This is a genomic window from Mycobacterium sp. NGS26 (genome assembly GCF_059813025.1).
The window spans coordinates 265741-286784 of sequence record NZ_JCALDU010000005.1; the positions used below are offsets into that span (position 1 = coordinate 265741).

General features: G+C 65.4%; 9 protein-coding genes. 7 read left to right on the top strand and 2 right to left on the bottom strand.

The genetic code is table 11. The features are described 5' to 3' along the window. Window positions 1-40 precede the first annotated feature (40 nt). Window positions 41-1105, top strand: a complete 1065-nt coding sequence (locus AC5Y6X_RS18350; RefSeq protein ID WP_499988156.1) for an NAD(P)H-dependent amine dehydrogenase family protein — start codon at window positions 41-43, stop codon at window positions 1103-1105. Here AC5Y6X_RS18350 and AC5Y6X_RS18355 read toward each other — a convergent pair. Further along, window positions 1102-14277: a nuclear transport factor 2 family protein gene (locus AC5Y6X_RS18355; protein WP_499988157.1), complete on the bottom strand. Its 13176-nt coding sequence runs from the start codon at window positions 14275-14277 to the stop codon at window positions 1102-1104. The genes AC5Y6X_RS18350 and AC5Y6X_RS18355 overlap by 4 nt on opposite strands. A gap of 76 nt (window positions 14278-14353) precedes the next feature. After that, the gene (locus tag AC5Y6X_RS18360) at window positions 14354-15325 is read right to left on the bottom strand and encodes an aldo/keto reductase (protein ID WP_499988159.1); all 972 of its coding nucleotides are present in this window, start codon (window positions 15323-15325) and stop codon (window positions 14354-14356) included. Window positions 15326-15431: 106 nt separating this feature from the next. Here AC5Y6X_RS18360 and AC5Y6X_RS18365 point away from each other — a divergent pair, with 106 nt between their 5' ends. From AC5Y6X_RS18365 to AC5Y6X_RS18390, 6 genes are all read left to right on the top strand, one after another. Then, the gene (locus tag AC5Y6X_RS18365) at window positions 15432-16427 is read left to right on the top strand and encodes an Acg family FMN-binding oxidoreductase (RefSeq protein ID WP_499988161.1); all 996 of its coding nucleotides are present in this window, start codon (window positions 15432-15434) and stop codon (window positions 16425-16427) included. Window positions 16428-16443: 16 nt separating this feature from the next. Further along, window positions 16444-17757, top strand: coding sequence for an acyltransferase family protein (locus AC5Y6X_RS18370; protein WP_499988163.1), 1314 nt, complete (start codon window positions 16444-16446; stop codon window positions 17755-17757). A gap of 150 nt (window positions 17758-17907) precedes the next feature. Continuing rightward, on the top strand, window positions 17908-18225 hold the full coding sequence (locus AC5Y6X_RS18375; protein WP_324677187.1) for a hypothetical protein: 318 nt from the start codon (window positions 17908-17910) through the stop codon (window positions 18223-18225). 129 nt (window positions 18226-18354) lie between these two features. After that, complete coding sequence (locus tag AC5Y6X_RS18380; RefSeq protein WP_499988164.1) at window positions 18355-19026, top strand: TetR/AcrR family transcriptional regulator; 672 nt, start codon at window positions 18355-18357, stop codon at window positions 19024-19026. Window positions 19027-19375: 349 nt separating this feature from the next. After that, window positions 19376-20170, top strand: coding sequence for an MlaE family ABC transporter permease (locus tag AC5Y6X_RS18385; RefSeq protein ID WP_499988166.1), 795 nt, complete (start codon window positions 19376-19378; stop codon window positions 20168-20170). A 1-nt stretch (window position 20171) separates the two neighbouring features. Next, window positions 20172-21044 carry an ABC transporter permease gene (locus AC5Y6X_RS18390; protein ID WP_499988169.1) on the top strand — a complete coding sequence of 291 codons (873 nt, stop codon included), beginning with the start codon at window positions 20172-20174 and terminating at the stop codon, window positions 21042-21044.

Genomic DNA, 21044 nt, shown 5'->3' on the forward strand with positions numbered 1-21044 from the left:
CCGCGCACCGTCAGCTAGGAGCGGTCTTGATATGGGACGAATGTATCGGGTAGCGCATGTCGGTACCGGTTACACCGGATCGATCGCGCTTCGGCATATCCTGCGGTCGCCGAGTTTGGAGTTGGTCGGCCAACTGGTGCACAGCGCCGATAAGGTAAACCGCGACTCGGGCGAGCTGGTTGGCGAGTCGGCCGTCGGGGTGATGGCCACTGACAGCGTCGAGGATTTCCTTGCGGTTGACGCCGACTGCGTCACGTACTTCGCGGCAGTATCCGGACGCGATGCCAACGAAGTCGTTGACCAATTGTGCGCGATCCTGGCGAGCGGAAAGAACGTCGTCACGCCGTCATATCACCCGCTGTTTCATCCTCCATCGCTCGATGTCGCATCACGGGAGAAGCTGGACGCCGCATGCCGCCGAGGCAACAGCTCATTGTTCGCCACGGGCATTGCGCCGGGTTTCACCACCGACATCCTTGCCGTGCATGCGGCGAGCATGAGTGAGCTGCCCACGCGGGTATCTATCGAAGAACGCATCCCGTGCGGTGCCTATAAAGTGCGGGGCTTCTTCGCGATGCTGGGGTTCGGTCGAACTCGCGAGCAAGACGCCCAGATGTATCCGCCCGGGGCAATGATTGGCACCATCACTCCGCCGCTTCGACTCCTCGCCCAAGGACTGGGCTTGACTCTCGACGCAGTTCGCGAGCATCGAGACGTCGCCATTGCCGATCGTCACTACAGCTTTGACGCCGGGGACATTCCCGCCGGCACGATCGCCAGCGTGCGAATGCGATTCGAAGGCATGGTCGACGGCCAACCGCGGCTGCACTTTTCATCGATCTGGTCGATACCTGACGAAGCGGTGGAAGACTGGCCGCCCGCTATTGCTGCGGGCAGCGACACGCGACGGCTCACCCGGATCACGGTCGACGGCAATCCACCCGTTCAGGTCGACTTCGCCCTCAACGGCGGCGAGCTACCCGGTTCAGCCGCGACAGCTGCCCGCGTGGTTAACGCGATCCCCACAGTCTGTGCCGCCACCCCGGGAATTCTGAGCGCGCTCGACCTTGTCGTCGCTGCCCACGCTGCCCCGACCGAGGCTTAGCCGTGGGCCGCCGCTTCCCCGGCGACATACCGGGTCTCGAGTTCCTCGAATGCGGCATCGATGTCGTCAGGGTCGAAAATCACTGTGCTGCGAACCAAGTCATCGCCGCTGATTTCCGTGAGCGTCAAGTGTTCGGCGGTAACGGGTAGGCTGGCATCCTCGATGTCGCGGTACGTGTCACGGGTCAGCGCGAGGCGCGATCCTCGGACGGCGACGGGCTCTGATTCCAACCTCATTCCCCGTGTCGCCTCGAACAGCGCGCGGACGAATTCCGGGCGAGCCGTTCCCTCGTCGCGCAGGATTCTTCGCCGATCCTCATAGCCCCCGTCGGCCGTAGCGACAGCCAGAAGCCCGTCCACATCACGGCGATTCAACGCGTCGACTACACGCGCACGGGCACGAGTCGCGGCGTTCTCGAGCTGCGGTGCCGGCCGATCGAGCTCGTCGAATCGTGCCAGCGCGGCGTCGAGGTCTGCCTCGTTGAATAACTCGATACGATTGACCAAATCGCCTTCGACAGTCAGAATGGCGATCTCCCGCCATTCCGCGACGACGCCGTCTTTCGAAGTCCCCTTCGAGGCGTGCGTGACGACCGCTCCGAGGTCGCTCAGTCGATGCACAACCTCGAGGCGATCCTTGATGTTTGGCGCGACGTCCCACGTGGCGCCGATGTATGCGGTCATGTCACCGGGCGCGAAACCTACCGCGGGCCGGTGATCGATGCTGACCCAGTCCGGCGTCGTTGGGAACATCTCGCGGCGGTTGAATGCCGTGCAAGCATCCGCGATTACTCGCCACGTGTGTGAGTGCGGCGCCGCTTCACCTGCGAGGTATCGGGCATCGAGTTCCTCGAAGGCGGCGTCGATGTCGTCGGCGTCGAACGCGACGCGTCCCACGATCCTTTCGTCGGCATCGATCTCGATGATGCCGAGCACCTCGACGAGGACTTCCCACTGTTGGTCACGGAAGGAGTCCCGAGTGAGGACGAGGCGCTCCCCGCGGGTCGCGATGACAGTTGCCGCGCTAATCGAGCCTCCGATATCGGCAGTTGCCCGCATGCTGGCGACGGTGGCATCCCGGCCGTGTCGGATCCCCTGGTTAACGACTCGCCGACGATCCTCGTTGCAAATGTCGTCCGCCAGCATCTCCGTTATGGCGTCCCAGTCATAGGCTGCGTAGCGGGCAAGGAATCGCTCGAACACTCGGCTGGCGGCGTTCTCCAATCGCGGTGTTTGTGGCTGCAGTTCGTCGAAGCGTGCGAGGACGGTGTCGAGGTCTGCCTCGTCGAAGATCTCGCAGCGGCTGAGCAGGTCGCCATCCACTGTCATAATTTGAACCAATCGCCACTCGGCGTCGAAGCCGTCTTGCGAGGTTCCGCGCCCCGCCACGGAATAGGCGGCTCCGAGGTCGGTTAGCCGATGGACGGTCTCGATGTGAATGGCCAAGTCCGGCGTCTCATCCCACGTGGCACAGAGGAATGGGATCGCATCACCGGGCGCGAATGCTGTTCCCCGGCGATGGTCGACGTTTACCCAGTCTGGCGTCGTTGCGGGTAGCTCACGCTGGTTGACCGCGGCGACGATGTGTGCAATCACCGACCACGTGTGCGCGTGGGCGGCCGCTTCGCCCGCGAGGTAACGGTTTTCGAGCTCTTCTAAAGCTGAGTCGATGTCGTCGAGGTCGAATGAAAAAACCGCCGTGCACCTGTTGTTGGCATCGGTCTCAAGGATGTGGAGGGCTTCGATTTCGAACACGTCGTCGCGGCCCGAGTAGCGGGCGCGCGTCAACGCGAGGCGCTCTCCGCGGATCGCAATTACTTCCCACGTCATGTTCGTGAACCCGAGGGCGGCGACCGCCTTCTGATCTTCCATGTAGGCATCTCGGCCACGTCGGACGCCGACATTCACCGTTCGTCGACGATCGTCGAACATGAAGTCGTCGACCAGTGATTCCGCTATGGCTTCCCAATCGCGGGCCACGACGTCCGCGGCCAAGCGCTCGCCCACCCGGACCGCCGCGTTTTCCAGCCGTGGCGCCGACGGCTGTAATTCCTCAAAGCGAGCGATTGCCGACTCGATATCGGCCTCGTCGAAGAGCTCAATGCAGTTGATCAGGTCGCCATCGACTGTCAAGAGGTTGATCTGCCGCCACTCGGCATCGAATCCGTCTTGTGAAGTCCCGTGGATCGCGTGGGTAACGACCGCTCCGGCATCGCGCAATCGATGCACGGCCTCGACATAGCCACGAATTTCCGGCATGAGGTCCCACGCGGAACGGATGTATGCGAATAGGTCGCCTGACCCGAACGCTGCCCCCTGTCGGTGGTCGCTGTTCACGCAGTCCGGCGTCGTCGCAGGAAGTTCGCGCCGATTGAGCGCGGCGTGGGCGTCTGCGATGACAGACCAGGTATGCGCGTGGGCCGTGGCCTCTCCTGTGATATACCGCGCATCGAGCTCTTCGAGCGCGGCATCGATGTCGTCGATGTCGAATCCGATCCGCGCGACCATCCGGCCGTCGGCGTCGATTTCGACGACGCAGAGCAGTTCGGCCGCAAACCCGAGGTTGCGATTTGAGGTGCGGATGTGGGTGAGGGCCAAGCGGGCTCCGCGAGTCGCGACGACGGTCGACGTCGTGTTCTGAGAGAATTCGGCGATCGTTCGCAGGTCCGCGATATAGGCATCCCGACCCTGCCGGACTCCGGCATTCACCGTCTTTCGGCGGTCCTCGATGCAAATGTCATCGGCTATGAGCTCCGCGGTTGCGTCCCAGTCACAGGTCGCGATGCAAGCCCAAAATCGTTGGTCCACCCGGCTTGCCAAGTTTTCCAGCCTTGGGGTTTGTGTCTGCAGCTCGTCAAAGCGGGCAAGAGCGGCATCGAGGTTTTCCTCGTCAAAGAGCTCGCAACGGCTGATCCGATCGCCGTCGACCGTCAACATGCAGACCTCACGCGACTCTGCTTGGGCGCCTTCTTGCCACGTCATATACGGCGCCTGGCTGATGACTGCGCCCAAATTGCTCAGGCGATGCACAGCCTCGACGTCGATTCGAGCTTCCGACGTGAGATCCCACCAGGCACGGATGTTCGCGGTAAACGCATCATCTTCAAGCGTGGCGAACCGCCGATGGTCAATGCTCGTCCAGCCGGGTGTCGTCGCGGGTAGTTCGCGTCGGTTGAGCGACGAGTAGGCCCGCACGATGGCCGACCAAGTCTGCGCGTGGGCGGCCGCTTCGCCGGCGAGGTATCGGGCGTTCAGTTCTGCGAAAGCACCGTCGATGTTGTCAAGGTCGAATGCGATGCGCGCGAGAATCCTTTGTTCCGAGTCGATCTCGATGATATCGAGCATGTGCAAGTGAAAGGCTTCGGGCCGTCGGTCGCTGCCGCTGAAGCGGGTACGGAGGAGAGCCAGCCGCTGACCGCGGGTCGCTACGACGACAGACTTTATGTTTTCGGTTCCTACGTCCGCGATCGCTCGCATGACCGCGATCTCGGCATCCCGGCCATGGCGGGTCCCGGCGTTCACGACCCGCCGGCGATCGTCGATGCAAACGTCGTCAGCCAGCATCTCTGCCATCGCGTCCCAGTCGCGGGAGGCGAAATATGCGTCGAAGCGGTCGTTCACCTGGCTCGCAATATTTCCGAGCCGAGATGCTCGAGTCTGCAATTCCTCAAATGTCGCGAGTGCGGCATCGAGGTCCGCCTCATTGAACAGTTCGCAACGATTGATTAGGTCGCCGTCACTTGCAACGAGGTTGATCATTCGCCACTCGACATCCAAGCCCTCCCGCGACTTGCCATATGCCGTATGCGTGACGACCGCTACAGAGTCGCTCAGCCGATGCACCGCCTCGATGTACATGCGGAGGTCCGGGGTGAGGTCCCACGACGCGCGGAGATATGCCGTGAGATCGGCAACGTCGATCCTCGTACGCAGCCTGTGGTCGACGATGACGTAGTCGTCGGGTGCCGTCACGAGCTGATCGTGACGGTTGAGTGCGTCGTACCCAGCCGTAACGAGTGACCACATGTGCGCGTGAGCGGCTGCTTCGCCGGCGAGGTACCGAGCGTCGAGTTCCTCAAAGGCGGCATCGATGTCGTCGGAGTCGAACACGACAACCGTCTCGATCAGTCTGTCCGCGTCGACCTCGACCATATTGAGCAATTCAGTTTCGAGCGCCGGGGAGTGAACCCGATTGAGGGTGAGGAGATCCCCGCGGGTCGCAACCACGATCGACGTTACGTTGTCGGCGGTCCCGACCTCGGCGACGACCTTCATGTCGGCGATGATGACATTTCGGCCTTGTCTGATCCCCGCGTTCACCACCCGGCGGCGATCCTCGGAAACAATGTCCTCGACGCACGCCTCCGCCATGCCCACCCAATCGCGGGCACCGAAGCACCGCCAGAAGCGCTCGTAGGCGCGACTTGCCGCGTTTTCCAACCGCGGTGCCTGCCGATCGAGCTCGTCGAACTTCGCAAGCGCGGCGTCGAGGTCCGACTCGTCGAATAGTTCGCAGCGATCGATCAGGTCGCCGTCGACCGTCGACAAGCTAATCAGGCGCCACTCGGCTTGGAAGCCGTGTTGCGACCTGTTATGCGCCGCCAGGGTGACAACCGCGCCGCGGTTGGTCAGCCGATGGACGGACTCGCTGTAGATCCTGATTTCAGGCGCGTCGTCGATTGAAGCGTGAAGGTATGCAGCCATTTCACCTGGCGCGAAAGTCATTCCTCGGCGGTGGTCGACGCTCACCAAATCCGGTGCGAGCCTGGGAAATTCATGCCTGTTAACCGCGGCGAAAGCGCCCGCGATGACTGACCACGTGTGCGTGTGGTCGGCCGCTTCGCCAGACACGTACCGTGCGTCGAGTTCTGCGAAGGCCGCGTCAAAGTCACCTGACTCGAACACGACGACCGCGGCCAGCCGCTCGTCAGTGTCGATCTCCACGACGAGAAGACCCTCGACCTGGGTCGTCTCGACATCTCGGCCGGAGGCGCGAAAACGCGTGAGGGCAAGGCGTTCACCGCGGGTAGCGATGACGCCAGAAGCCGTCATCGCCATGAAGCCCACGTTGGCGGCGGCTTGCAGGTCTTCGATCACGGCATCCTGGCCGCGGCGGACCCCTGCGTTCACGGTTCTCCGACGATCGTCGATGACAGAATCGTCGCTTAGCATCTGCGCAATGGCATTCCATTCGCGCGATGCGAAGTGAGACAAGTAGCGCTTGATTACTTGGCTTGCAATGTTTTCCGATCGTGGCGCCGGCCGGTTGAGTTCCTCGAACCGTGCTAGGGCGGCATCGAGATCTTCCTCATCGAATATCTCGCAGCGATTGATCAGGTCGCCGGCGAACGTCATAAGGTGGATCTCCCGCCATTCGGCGTCGAATCCTTCTTGCGAGGTCCCGTATCCCGCGATAATGACGACCGCTCCAAGAGCGCTGAGTCGAGGCGCTGCCTCGATGAAGACCTTGGCATCAGGGGCGACGTCCCACGCCGCGTGGATGTAACTGATCATGTCGCCGGGTGCGAAACCTATCCCCCGGCGGTGGTCGATGCTTATCCAGTCCGGCGTCGTCGCGCTCACCTCGTGCCGGTTGAATGCGGTATAGGTTTGCGCCAGGAGTGACCATGTGCGCGCGTGGGCTGCCGCTTCGCCTGCGAGATATCGGGCGTCGAGTTCTCCGAACGCGGCGTCGATGTCTTCGGGATCGAACCAAATTGCCGATGTGACTCGTCCGTCGGCGTGCTCGATGACCTGAAGGGCGTCGACTTGAATCGCGTCGGTTTCGCGGCCTGACGTGGACGAGCGCGTGAGAACGAGGTGGTCGCCTCGGTTCGCGATGACTCTCAACGTCACGTTCGTCGAAAAGCCGACATCGGCGGCAAGCCGCAGGTCTTCGATCGCGGCATCTCGACCTTCTCGGAGTCCGGCGTTCACTACTCGGCGACGATCGTCGTGGTAATAGTCCTCGGCGAATAACTGCGCCAAGGCGTCCCAGTCGCGGGCCGAGACGTATGCGACAAAACGATCTATCAGTTCGCTTGCCGCGCTTTCTAGTTGGGGTGCCGGCCGAGTGAGCTGTTCAAATCTTGCGAGGGCGGCGTCAAGGTCTTCCTCTTCGAAAAACTCGCCCCTGCTTGTCATGTCGCCGTCGAACATCAGAAGGTGGATTTCGCGCCACTCGGCGTCGAACCCTTCCTGCGAGGTGCCGCGGGCGGCGACGGCGATGACGGCTCCGAGGCTGTTTAGGCGATGCACGGCCTCGGCGTAGATGTTGAGGTTCGGCGTGAGGTCCCACGCGGCATGGGCATACGGAATCAGATCGCCGGGCGCGATCGACCTGCCTCGCCGGTGGTCGGCGTTCACGCAGTCCGGCGTGGTCGGCGGTACCTCGTGCCGGTTGATTGCGGCTATACCGTTCGTGACTATCGACCACGCGCGGGAGTAGGCGGCTGCTTCGCCCGCGAGGTATCGTGCGTCGAGTTCCTCGAGCGCGGCGCCGAAATCGTCAGGGTCGTACAAGACCCGCGCCGCGATCCGTTCCTCGGCGTCGATCTCGATGACGCCGAGCACCTCGGTGTGGTACGCCTCAGTCATCTGATCTGGCTCCGACCATCGGGCACGACTGAGCAAGAGACGTTCTCCTCGAATTGCCACGACTTCCGAAGCTACGAACTTGACCCCGTGGTCGGCCATTGCCTCGGCTTGCGCGATCGCGACTGCACGACCGTGCTGGACCCCAACATTCACGATCCGACGGCGGTCGTCGGTACAAGTGTCTTCAGTCAGAAGGCTCGCCATCGCGGCCCACTCGCGGGCCGCGAGGTACGCCCTTAGGCGATCGTCCACACGGCTTGCCGCGTTTTCCAGCCGCGGCGCCGGCCGGTTGAGCTCATCGAATCTCGCAAGCGCGGCGTCGAGGTCTGTCTCGTCGAATACTTCTGTGCGGTTGACCATTTCACCTTCGACGGTCAGAAGGGCGACGCCCCGCCACTCGGCGTCGAAACCCTCTCGCGAGGTCTCATACGCCGCGTACGTGATGACCGCTCCGCGGTTGTTCAGTCGATGGACCGACTCGACATATGTATGGGTGACTTGGTCGGCTTCCCGATGGGCGCGAAGGTATGCGAACAGCTCATCGGGCCCGAACGCTGTCTCGCCTCGATGGTCGATGTTCACCAAGTCCCGTGTGATCTGCGGTGGCTCAAGCCGGTTGACTGCACCGTAAGCCCGCGTGATCACCGACCAAGTCTCCGCATAGGCGGCCGCTTCGCCCGCGACGTACCGAGCGTCGAGCTCGGCGACGGCTGCGTCGAAATCGTCGGCGTCGAACGCCACGAACGCCGCGACGCGTTCATCGGCGGTGATCTGCGCGACACCGAATATGTCACTGAGGAACGCTTCGGATCCCTGACTATCCGAGAAGCCAAAGCGCATTAGGGCGAGACGCTCGCCGCGGGTCGCAACGACGGTCGAAGACACTGTGGTGCTCCAGAGGTCCGCGATCGCCCGCAGATCATCGATTGTGGCATCGCGGCCGTGTTGCATACTCGCCCCCACTACCCGACGACGGTCGTCATTCGAGAAGTCGTCGGTCAAAAGCTCCGCAATCGCGTCCCAATCGCACGCCGCGAATTGTGCGAGGAACCGGTCGGCCACCTGGCTTGCCGCGTTTGCCAGCCGCGGTGCCGGCCGGCTGAGCTCATCGAACCTCGCGAGCGCGGCGTCGAGGTCTGCCTCATCGAAGATCTCGCAGTGGTTGATCAGATCGCCCTCGATGGTCACGAGGTTGATGTCCTGCCACTCGGCGTCGAAGCCCTCTTGCGCAGTCCCATGCATCATATGAGTGACAACAGCTCCGATGTTGCTGAGCTGATGCACCGCCGCGATGTAGATCTTGGTGTCAGGCGAGTCTTCCCACGCCGCTTGGATATACGCGATCGTGTCGCCGGGCGCGAAAGCTGCTCCGCGACGGCGGTCGATGTTCACCCAATCCGGCGTCGTCGAAGGAGGCTCGCGTCGATTGAACGCGGCATAAGCATGTCCGACGATCGACCACGTATGCGCGTGGGCGGCCGCTTCGCCGGCGAGGTATCGGGCGTCGAGCTCCACAAACGCAGCGTCGATGTCGTCGAGGTCGAACGTCACGCTTGCATTGATCCGGTCATCGGCATCGGTCTCGATGATGTTGAGCACCTCGGCATGGAATGCTTCGGGCTCCTGGGTGTGTCCTGCGCGGAGACGCATGAGCGCAAGGTGGTCTCCGCGGGTCGCGATGACGGTGTCTGTGAGATCTCTGACACCGAGGTCGATGTTCACTCGCATGTCGGCAATTGCAGCATCCCGGCCCTGCCGGAATCCCATATTCACGATCCGACGGCGGTCCTCACTAACGATGTCGTCGGCCAGTATCTGCGCGAGTCTGTCCCAGTCGCGGCTGGTAAAGCATGCTCGCATGCGCTCGTACGCTTGGCTTGCGTTGTTTGCCAGGCGGCGAACGGTTGGTTGCTCCGCCCCGAATCTGGCGTGCATCGCCTCGAGTTCGGCCATCGCGGCGTCCATGTCATCGATGTCGAAGATGATCTGCCGCGCGATTCGCCCGTCTTCGTCCAGGCCATATAGAGCGAGCATTTCGTCACGCGGCGCTCCTGGGCTCACATCGGCCGTGCCGATTTCAAGTCGGGCGAGGGCCAGGCGCTCGCCTCGGACGGCGATGACCGGGCTCCGAATTCGCAGTCCCCCATTCTGGGCTAGGCGCCGCGCTTCGCCAGCCGAATAGTCGTCCCGGGCAAAGCCGCCGGTGATCTTGCGCCGACTCTCGATGAAGCCCTCGGCTGCAAACAACTGCTCGAATTCGTCGAATGCCCCGCGATCGATCGCAGCCTCCCCACGCCGGATCACCCGCGCACATTCGTTTTCCAATTGCAGCGCTGGCGGCTGTTCCTGCTCGAACTGCGCATGCATCGCGTCGAGTTCGGCAATCGCGGCGTCGACGTCTTCGACGTCGAACTTCACTTGCACCGCTATTCGACCCTGCTCGTCAATGCCGAATACCTGGAGCATCTCGTCCTGCGGCGACCCTGAACTCTGATCTGTGGTGCCTATCTCCAACCGGCTGAGGGCAAGTCGCTCGCCACGCACTGCGAGAGCCGTGTGGCGGTAGCGCACCAGGCCCTTCTCCAGATAACGCTTCATATCCTCGGGCCACTGGCTCGCAGGGACGTCGATCCGCGAAAAGCCGACGATCTTCCGGCGACTTTCGGTCGACACGTACGGCGCGAGTAGCTGCGCCACCTCGTCCCAGGCCTCGCGATTGACGGCATCGATCAACCGGTTGCCCGCCTGCACGCAAGTGTTGGTCGGTTCGACGGCCGGCGCTTCAGCCCGAGCGGTCGGGGGTTCGCGCTCGTCGAGCAGCTGGCGCGCCTTATCGGCAAGTGCCGCAGCCCCTTTTCGCTCGTAGAGGTCGGCCGCCCGCTCCGCGGCGGCTCGCGCCCCTGCGGTGTCGCCAGCGGCACCCAACACCGTCGCGAGCGCCAGACACGCGTCACCGTGATGGACCAGCGCGTCGGTGCGCTCGGCAAGCGTCACCGCGGCCTCGGCAATCCGCCGGGCCTCCTTGTGATCATTGCGGCGCGCCAGCAGCTGAGCCCGAAGCATGCGCCAAGCAATCGAAGGGGCCAGTGCGTGCCCCGCGAGTCGCTCACTCTCCGCACACAATTCGTCAGCCTCGGCATCCCGCCCGAGCGCAAGGCACACGCGTCCCAGCAGCGCGGCCGTCTCCGCGGTGTCGGCGTCGATCCCCATGCGACGAAAACCGTTGTACGCCTTACGTAAATGCGGCTCGGCCGCACCAGGATCGTCGACAACCAACTCGACTATCCCGGCAAATTGTTCAACCTCGAGCATTGCGTGGCGTAAGCCGAGCTCGGTGACGGTACGCCGGGCCGAGTCGATCATCCGACGCGCCGCCTCCGCGCGGCCCCGGAAAGCCTCCAACACCGCCTGGCACCGCGTCGACGTCGCCTCCACCGCCGGCGAGTCCGTCGTGATCCGCAGCAGCCGCACCACGTCAAGGCACCGTCCGCCCGCGCGCGGAACAGGATTCGGGCCCCACAGCGCCGCGAGTGGCGCGCTCGCCAATACCGCGTTCACCCGCCGGTGCTCCCGCGCGCGCCGAGCGGCCGTCAAGGCGTCGTCCAGCGCGGTCTCGCAGTCGGCGACTCGTCCGAGGCGCCCCAGGCACTGGGCCCGCACGGTGTGGGCCTTCGCCTCGCCCGCGGCGTCATCCAATTCGGCCAGCTTGCTGGCCGCCGCGCCTACGGCCGCCTCGATCTCGTCCAACCGCTCCGGGTGCGTCAACATCGACAGCTCGCCGTCGAAGCACGTCGCCCATGCCGCGAGACGAGCCGAATCATGCGCCGCCTCTTGCAGTTGCGAAACCGCGCCCGCCGCCGATGCCACGTCGCCCGCGGCCAGCAGCGCTTCGCACCGGGCGACCAGTAGCTCAACGATCTGGTCGCCGCGGTCGGGCAGTTCGTCGTCGAGTTCCTCGAGCGCATGCAGGGCTCGGTCGTAGAGATCGGCAGCACCCTCGTAAGCGAGTCGTGCCATCGCCTGGTCCGCGGCGCGGCGGCAGTATTCAACGGCCTTGGCCGCGTTGCCCGCCCACGCACATTCGAAATAGTGGTGCGCCAGCTCGGCCAGCCGCTCGTCGTCGGCGCCGGGCTGGGTCTCCAGCGTGGTGGCAATGCGCTGGTGCAACCGCATGCGGCGCACCGACGGCAGCTCGGTCAGCAGCGACTGCCGGATGAGTGCGTGGTTGAACCGGTAGTACCCGCCGGGCTCCTCGATGATGATGCCGGCCTTGCACGCTTCGTCGAACGCGTCGACCAGATCTTCCTCCACCACACGCTCGACGAGTTCGATCGAGAACCGGCTGCCGACCACCGCGGCGGCGGCAAGGGCCTTGTTGGTTCCCCCCGGAAGCCGAGAAAGCCTGCGGCTCACGGCTTCTCTCACGCCCTGCGGCAGGGTGCTCGGATTCCATACGCCGCCGCTTTCGTCGACATGACGCAGGGCCTCGATGAGGAAGAACGGGTTGCCGCCGGTCACCGAGGCCAGTGCGCGTGCGAGTTCTTCGTCGTCGTAGCCGGCCTCGGCCACGTACGCGGTCACGGCGTCCTCGTCGAGTCCGCTGAGTTGCAGACGAGTGCCGGAGTCGGCACTGCGATGAAGGTCGGCGAGCATCGCCGCCAGTGGATGCGAGCGGTCGAGGTCGGTGCTGCGGTACGTGCCGACGATCTGCACGCGGCCGTTCTCGCCGAAGCGCAACAGATGCCGCAACAACAGAAGTGTGGGCTTGGCCGCCCAGTGCAGGTCGTCGAGTATCAGAACGATGGGCACACTCGCCGATGCGACTTCGAGCAGTGCGACGACGGCGTCGAACAGCGCGTAGCGTTCGGTGTCCGGGTCGGCATGGGGCGGCGCTGCCACATCGGGCACGACATCGGTCAGCCCGGGAATCAGCGGAAGCAACGCTTCGACGCCACGCAGCCTCCGCAGTCGCTCGGTACCGAGGCAGGGCACGAGCGCGCGTAGCGCTTCCGCAAACGGCTGGTACGGCGCACCGAGGTCCTCGTCGCAACGGCCATACAGCACGACGCCACCCTGCTCGTAGGCCTGCCGCGACCATTCCGCGGCCAGCCGCGTCTTGCCGACACCCGGTTCACCTGCGATCAGCACCGCACGCACACCCCCGTCGAGTGCGCTATTCCATGCGGACAGGAGTCGCCCCAGCTCGTCGCCCCGTCCGACGAACGGGCCGGGGCCGGTGAATACCGACGGAAGGGCAGGACGCTGCAGAGGCATGTCGACCGTTTCGGCCTCAGGAACGGCGGCACCGTTTTCCGAACGGAGCTCGAAAACGTGCTCTGGGCGCGCGAGGTTCTTCAGCTGGCGCGTCCCCAAGTCGACGAGGACGACCTCATCGGACAGGGAGTCGATGGCGAGCTCGGCGGTCACACCCGAGCACAGGATCTGGCCCCCCGTGGCCAGCGATCGCAGGCGCGCGGCACGGTTGACCGCCCGGCCGAAGTAATCGCCGTCGCGAAGCTCGACCTCGCCGGTGTGCAGCGCGATGCGAATGCGCAAGGGCTCGGCCAGCGCCCACGGCTCCCGAGTGATCGCGTCCTGCAGCTCGATGGCGGCGGCGGCCGCCGCCGACGGCCGCTCGAAGACCGAGAATGTCGCGTCACCCTCGCCGCGAGTCTTGATCAGCTTTCCTCCACGTGACGTCACGACCTGCTCGATGAGTTCGTCATGGCGGGCCAGAGCCACAGCCATCGCCTTGTAGTCGGCTTCCCAGGCGGCAGTCGACCCCTCGATATCGGTGAGCAAGAACGTCACGGAGCGCGTCACCGCCGACATGTGTTGTGCCACAGGGGCGTCCAGCATTGCGTCCTGTGAGACGATCGCGGCCTCCAGCCGCCGAAGGTTAGGCCCAGGGTCGACACCCAGCTCGTTCGCCAGCATCGACCGCGCCCGTTGATAAGCGCTCAGGGCGTCACCCTGCCTGCCGGCGCGGTAGAGCGCGAGCATCAACTGCCCCCAACGCCGTTCGCGCAGCGGCGCCTCGGCCACAGCGGCCTCCAGCTCGCCGATGATCTCCGTGGCGCGACCCGCCGCCAGCAGCGCGTCGGCCCGATCCTCCACCAGCGCGGCATGCCCTTCGATCCAGCGTGTCTTCTCGGATGTCCCCCGCTGGGTGTCGGGCAGTTCCGGTACGCCGCGCCAGAGCGTCAGCGCCTCTTCGAAGCGGGCCACCGCTTGGCTGGTGTCGCCGGCGGCCGCGGCGTCACGCGCCTTCTTGGCGGCCGCTTTGTAGCGCGACGCATCGATCTCCGTCGTGTTAGCGGTCCAGCCAGATCCCTGCGTCAACACGAAACCGTCGCCCAAGGCACGGCGAAGCGCGGAAATATGAGTCTGCAGAGCCTTGTCGGCGGTGCGCGGCGGGTCGTTTCCCCAGATCAGCTCGACGAGCGTGTCGGCGGACACGACCGCCCCACCGTGCAACCCGAGCATCGTGAGAATGGCGCGCGGCTTCGCGCCCGGAATCACGACGGGCGTCCCGTCCTGTCGGACCTGGAGAGGTCCCAATACCCCCAGCTCCACCGACAAAAGCGTAGTCACGTAGCCCATCGTCGGTGGGCGGTTTCAACACGCGGTAAAGATCGAGTAAAGGCGCCGACTAGCGGTCGATCCAGCCCATCTGCGCTGCCGCGTGGTGGCCCCCGACGGCGGGGGTGATGCGGTCCAGCCTGGCCAGTTGATCGGGGGTCAGCTCCAGAGCGTCGGCGCCGACGTTTTCCTCGAGGCGGGCAACGCGTTTGGTTCCGGGGATGGGCACGATATCGGGGCCTTTCGCCAGCAACCAGGCCAGCGCGACCTGGGCCGGGGTGGCGCCGACGTCGGCGCTGATGTCCCGCAGCTCGTCGGCGCTCTCGAGGTTGTGCCGAAAGTTCTCGTCGAAGAAGCGGGGGTTGGTCTTGCGGTAGTCGCCGTCGGGCAGTTCCTCGGTGGAGCGGATCGCGCCGGTGAGGAAGCCACGGCCCAGCGGTGAGTAGGCGACGAACCCGATGCCCAGTTCGCGCAGCACATCGAGCACCCCGTCTTCGGGGTCACGGGTCCACAGCGAGTATTCGGATTGCACCGCGGTGATGGGATGCACCGCGTGGGCGCGGCGGATGGTGTTCACTCCGACTTCGGAAAGCCCGATGTGCCGGACCTTTCCGGCGGCCACCAGCTCGGCCAATGCCCCGATGGTGTCTTCGATCGGCGTGCCGCGATCGAGGCGGTGTTGGTAGTACAGGTCGATGTGGTCGGTCCCCAGCCGCCGCAGGGAACCGTCCACGGCGATGCGGATATTGGCGGGGCTGCTGTCCAGGCCGTCGCGGCCCGTGTGCGAGATCAGGCCGAACTTGGTGGCCAGCACGACCCGGTCTCGGCGGCCCGGTAGCGCGCGTGCGACGAGTTCTTCGTTGACGTACGGGCCGTAGACCTCGGCGGTGTCGATCAGCGTGACGCCGAGGTCGATGGCGCGATGAATCGTGCGGATGGACTCGGCGTCGTCGCTGCCCGCGCCGGCGTAGGCCACGGACATGCCCATCGCGCCGAGCCCGAGGCGTCCGACCCGCAGGTCGGCGAGGTGGGCCTGTTTCATGGCGCGTCTCCTATGTTTAGTGTCTGACCGACCCGGGGACCAATGACCCTGGCGCCGTGCGCGGGTGTGTTCCAGGGTTGACTTAGACAGGAACCGGAGGTTGACCATGCCCGACACGTTGGTGGACACCAACGTACTCAAGGCCGCGGTGGAGTTGGCGTGCCGGGCCCCGTCGTTGCACAACAGCCAGCCCTGGCGGTGGGTCGCCGAGCGCTCCAGGCTGCACCTGTACCTCGACCACGCCCGGATTCTCTACTCCACCGACAAGTCTGGGCGGGAGGCCCTCATCAGCTGCGGCGCCGTCCTCGACCATCTGCGCGTCGCGATGGCGGCAGCCGGGTGGGCTGCCAGCACCGACAGGTTTCCCGACCCGGATGACCGCGATCATCTCGCGTCACTGGGCTTCAGCCCGATGAGCGTAGTCACCGACGACGGCCGTCGCCGCGCCGACGCGATCCTGCACCGCCACACGGATCGGCTTCCCTTCCTCGCACCGAGCAATTGGGAGTCGTTGGAGCCCGTGCTGCGCAACGCCGTCGGCGCGGTCGACGCGGATACCGTTCACCTCGACGTGCTAGCCGACGAGCTGCGCCCGGAACTGGCCAGGGCGTCACAGCTTACCGAATCGCTGCGCGAGTACGATTCCTCGTATCATACCGAATTGGACTGGTGGACAAATCATTTCGAATCTGTCGAGGGAATCCCGGGTAGCTCGCTGCCGTCGGCGGCCGAAAGTGGTGAGGTCGACGTCGCACGTCGATTCCCGGCCGGCCCGCACGACCTGCGGCGTGCCTACATCGGGCAAGACGAGTCCAAAGTGCTCGTTCTGTCGACCGACGAGGACACCCGCGACGCGGCCCTGCGCTGTGGCGAAGCGTTGTCCGCGGTGTTGTTGGAGTGCACGGTGGCCGGGTTGGCGACATGCCCGCTGACCCATCTCACGGAGCTGTGGTCCAGCCGCAACCTGATCGGCTCCCTGACCGGCCGGGAAGCCATGCAGCAAGTGCTGATCCGCGTCGGCGAAGCCCCCGCGCTCGGCGAAGCGCCCCTCATGACGCCGCGGCGGCCACTTCACGAGGTTCTGACGTTTTCCGACGCTTGAGCTTCCCCGCGATCTGATGGACCACGCAACCAGCGCGCGCCCGGCCCGCAATCTGGCGGTGGATTACTACCGGGTCTCCGGCGTCGTCCTGATTGTGTTCGGACACTGGCTGGCCGGGTCGGTGACCTATCACGACGGACAGTTCGGACGCCAGAACCCGCTCGTCGACCTGCCGTGGACGCAGTGGCTGACCTGGCCTTTCCAGGCGGTCCCGACGTTCTTCCTGGCGGCCGGCTACGCCGGTGCGGTGTCGTGGACGCATCGGCACGACACCGACGGCCTGCCCCGTCCGATCTGGCTGCGGCATCGGCTGGCCCGGGTTCTGGGCCCGACGGCGGTGTACGCCGCGCTGGTGTCGGCAGTGGTCGTCGCGGCGGACGCCAACCACGTCGCCGGTTCCGTCCTGGAATACGCGGGCTGGGCGGTGGCCATGCATTTGTGGTTCCTGGCCGTATACCTGGTCGTGGTTTCGCTGACGCCGATTGCCATTGCCGCGCAACGTCGTTGGGGACTCATGGCGCCCGCGGCGCTCGCCGTCGCGGTCGTGGCGGTGGACGCCATCTCGATCGGCGCTCATGTGCCGTACCTGGGCTGGCTGAACTATCTGCTGGCCTGGGGAATGTTCTACCAGCTCGGGATCACCTGGCACGCCGGGCAATTGGCTACCCGCAGGGCCGCGCTGCTCGCCGCCGGGTCGGCCGTCGCGCTGGCGCTGCTGATTTCGCTGAAGCTGTACCCGGTGAGCATGATCGGCGTCCCCGGGCAGACCGTCGACAACACGACGCCGCCCACGGTGGCGCTGCTGGCATTCGGCAGTGCGCAGACCGGCATAGCGATGGCGCTTGCGCCCGCGCTCAACCGCGCCCTGCGCGCCGACCCGGTGCGGCGGGTGCTGTCGATCGCCAACAACAACGTGATGGCGCTCTACCTGTGGCACATGATCCCCGTCGTGATCGTGGCCGTCGTGGGCTATCCGGCCGGACTGCTGCCGCAACCCACCGAAGGCACGGCGGACTGGTGGCTGGCGCGGCTGGAATGGGTGGCCATCCTCAGCCTCGTGACGGCGGTCGAGCTGGCGCTGCTGTGGTGGGGCCGCCGCCTGCTCGCCGCCCCGCTTCCGACGTTCGGCATACCCCTTCCCAGTCGGTGGGGCGAGCCCGATCGGTGGGGCGAGCCGCTCATGCTGGCCGGTGCCGCCATGGCCGCCGCTGGCCTGCACTTTTTCTCCTACGCGGGCTTCGCGCCGGACGGGCATCTGCCCTGGCTGACCGCCCTGCTCTTCGCGGCCGGGGTGGGCCTGGTGGCGCTTCGTCCCAGCAACGTCGGCTGACCCTTCGCCGAGTCCTTGCACAGCGACTTACGACCATTCCATGAGAGGCCGTAATGCCCTGGTCGCAGGCGGTACTTGGGAGGAAGATCGGTCACTAGGTTCGGGGTCACTCAAGCGCCCGGGCCAACACCTCGCTAAGGGAGTACACCGATGTCAAACGCCCTAACGGTCCACAACAACAACCACGCCCCTCAGCAGCTGCGGGATGCCGAGCTATTGAAGAAGTCGGGTGTGCACAAGCTCGTCGTCGCGGACCACGACGGCAACTGCTTGGCGTTCGTATTGGCCTGGGACAGCTTCGAGTACGACGCTGAGACCGACACATACGTGTGCATCGCCGACAGCGATGGCGGAGAACTCATGACCGTGTACACCGCGGGCGAAATCAAGTCGGCACCCGGTTCCAACATGTACGTCGTAACCGCACCGGACGCTCCCGCGGCCGATCGCCGCCGAACGGCGAGCTGAGCGGAACCAAGCAAGCGCGGGCCGACGGCAGGGCCCGCATTCGCCGCCCCACCAACCGGGGTTGTGGCGCCCGACATGTTCGCGGCTATGATAGACCGTTCGTACGGTTAGTGATGCCGGAGGGTTGCCATGCCCAGATCGCCGGGACGACGCAGTGAGATCCTCGACGCGTTCGTCCGCTATGTCGCCGAACGTGGTTACGAGAGAACAAATCTCGGCGACATCGCCGACGAGCTCGGCATGTCCAAGGGCACCATCGTCCATCACTTCGGAACCAAAGCGCAGATGCTGCAGGAGCTCGAAGAGACTCACCTGACCCGCCAGCTCGACGTGCTGGGGATGGTGTGGGATCGCCTGGAAGCGCCGCACGAACGCATCGCCGCGATCATTTACGCGGCCGCGCTGCTGCAGGTGATCGCCCCCGACGCGGCGGTGGCGAGCCAGCGCGAGGTGGTTCAGCTGTCGGACGACCCGACGATGCAGCAGGTGCGAAAGCTGCGCCACCAGCTGCAAACTCTCGCGGTCGACGAGATCCGCAACGGCATGGAAAGCGGTGTGTTCCGCAGCGTGGACGCCGAACTCGCGGCCCTGCAACTGTGGGGGTCGCTGGAGTGGATGTGGGTGTGGTTCGGCCGCGCCGTTTCCCGAACACCCGAACAGGTGGGGGCCGCTTTCGTCGACGTGTTCCTCGGCGGCCTGCTGCTAGACCGCCTGGGGCTCAGCAAGTGGGCCGACCCTGCCACCGACCTCATCGCGGTGGTACGCGAATGCCTTGCCGCGGCAACGGGTGCGCCGGACTGACCGCTCAGGCTGACCGCGCAGCGACGGAATGCCTTGCGCGCGGAGGTAATTTGGCCGCGAGAGATTCGTCGGCGCGGGCCATGTCGTCCGGTCATTCGCCCGAAGCCCCGCGGCGTTCGAGTACCACCCGACCACCGTTATTGACTGACCGTACGGTCTGATGCCATAGTTGCTCCGTGGCGCAAGCGAGGGCGACATGGAACCGGGCGGCGGTAACCGACGACGTGCGCAGGGACCGAGATGATTCGCCGCGTAGCGCGTCATCCCCCGAGACGATGCGTCGCGATGCGGCGTCGTCCCCGACGAATCCGAAAGCTCTTCTGGCAAACCACTTTTCGAGGGCGTGCCGATGACTACCTCGACCGTGATGGGCGGCAAGATACTCGAGAGAATCCGGCCGGGCACCGAAGTCGCCGGCGGGTTCTTCCGGATGTGCGTGCTGACCGGCAAGGCGCTGCGGCAGCCGTTCGAATGGCGTGAATTCATCTGGGTCGGCTGGTTCCTCATGCGGGTGTCGCTGCTGCCGACCATCGCGGTGTCCATCCCGGAAACCGTGCTGCTCATCTTCACGCTCAACCTGCTGCTGGCCGAGATCGGCGCGGCCGACGTCTCCGGCGCCGGCGCCGCGATCGGCGCGGTCACCCAGCTCGGCCCGATCGTGACGGTGCTGGTGGTCGCCGGCGCCGGGGGCACCGCCATCTGTGCCGACCTCGGCGCCCGCACCATCCGCGAGGAGATCGATGCGCTCGAGGTGCTCGGCATCGACCCGATCCACCGGCTGGTGGTGCCGCGCGTCGTCGCCTCCACGGTGGTCGCGGTGCTGCTCAACGGGCTGGTGATCGCCGTCGGCCTGGGCGGCGGCTACCTGTTCAGCGTGTACCTGCAGAACGTCTCGAGCGGCGCCTACCTCTCGACGTTGACGGCGCTCACCGGCCTGCCCGAGGTGGTGATCGCGTTCATCAAGGCGGCGACGTTCGGCCTGATCGCCGGCCTGGTCGGCTGCTACCGAGGGCTGATCGTCCGCGGCGGGTCCAAGGGCCTGGGCACCGCCGTCAACGAGACGGTGGTGCTGTGCTTCATCGCGCTGTTCGCGGTGAACGCGGCGCTGACCACCATCGGCGTCCGGTTCGGGACGGGGCGCTGACATGACCGCGACCACGGCGGCCGCCGCACCGCACATCCGCTTCCCGCGGGCAAACCTCAGCCGGTACGCGGACGCCCCGGTCAAGCTACTGGTCGAGATCGGGCAGATGGTCTGGTTTGCCCTGACCACCGTCGCGCAGATCCCCTTCGCCATGCGCCGCTACCGCAAAGAGGTGCTGCGGATGGTTGCCCAGATGGGGATGGGCACCGGCGCGATGGCCGTGGTCGGTGGCACCGCCGCCATCGTCGGATTCATCACCCTGTCCGCGGGCTCGCTGGTCGCCATCCAGGGCTACGCGACCCTGGGCAACATCGGCGTCGAGGCGTTCACCGGATTTCTGGCCGCGCTGGTCAATGTGCGGTTCGTGGCGCCGGTGGCCGCCGGTCAGGCGCTGGCCGCCACGGTCGGCGCCGGCGCCACCGCCGAATTGGGCGCCATGCGCATCAGCGAGGAGATCGACGCCCTGGAGGTGATGAGCATCCGGTCGGTCGCCTTCCTGGCGTCCACCCGGGTGGTGGCGGGCCTGGTCGTCATCATCCCGCTCTACGGGCTGGCGATCACCCTGGCCTTCCTGTCCCAGCAGGTCACCACGGTGTTGTTCTACGGGCAGTCCATCGGCACGTACAACCACTACTTCCACACGTTCCTGCGCCTCAACGACGTGGGCTGGTCCTTCGCGGAGGTGATCCTGGTCGCGGTGGTCGTGATGACCACCCACTGCTACTACGGCTACACGGCCCGCGGCGGGCCGGTCGGCGTCGGCGAAGCGGTCGGCCGGTCGATGCGGCTGTCCCTGATCACGATCGTCGTTGTGGTCGTCCTGACGGCGATGGCGGTCTACGGCAAAAACCCGAACTTCAACCTCACCGTGTAG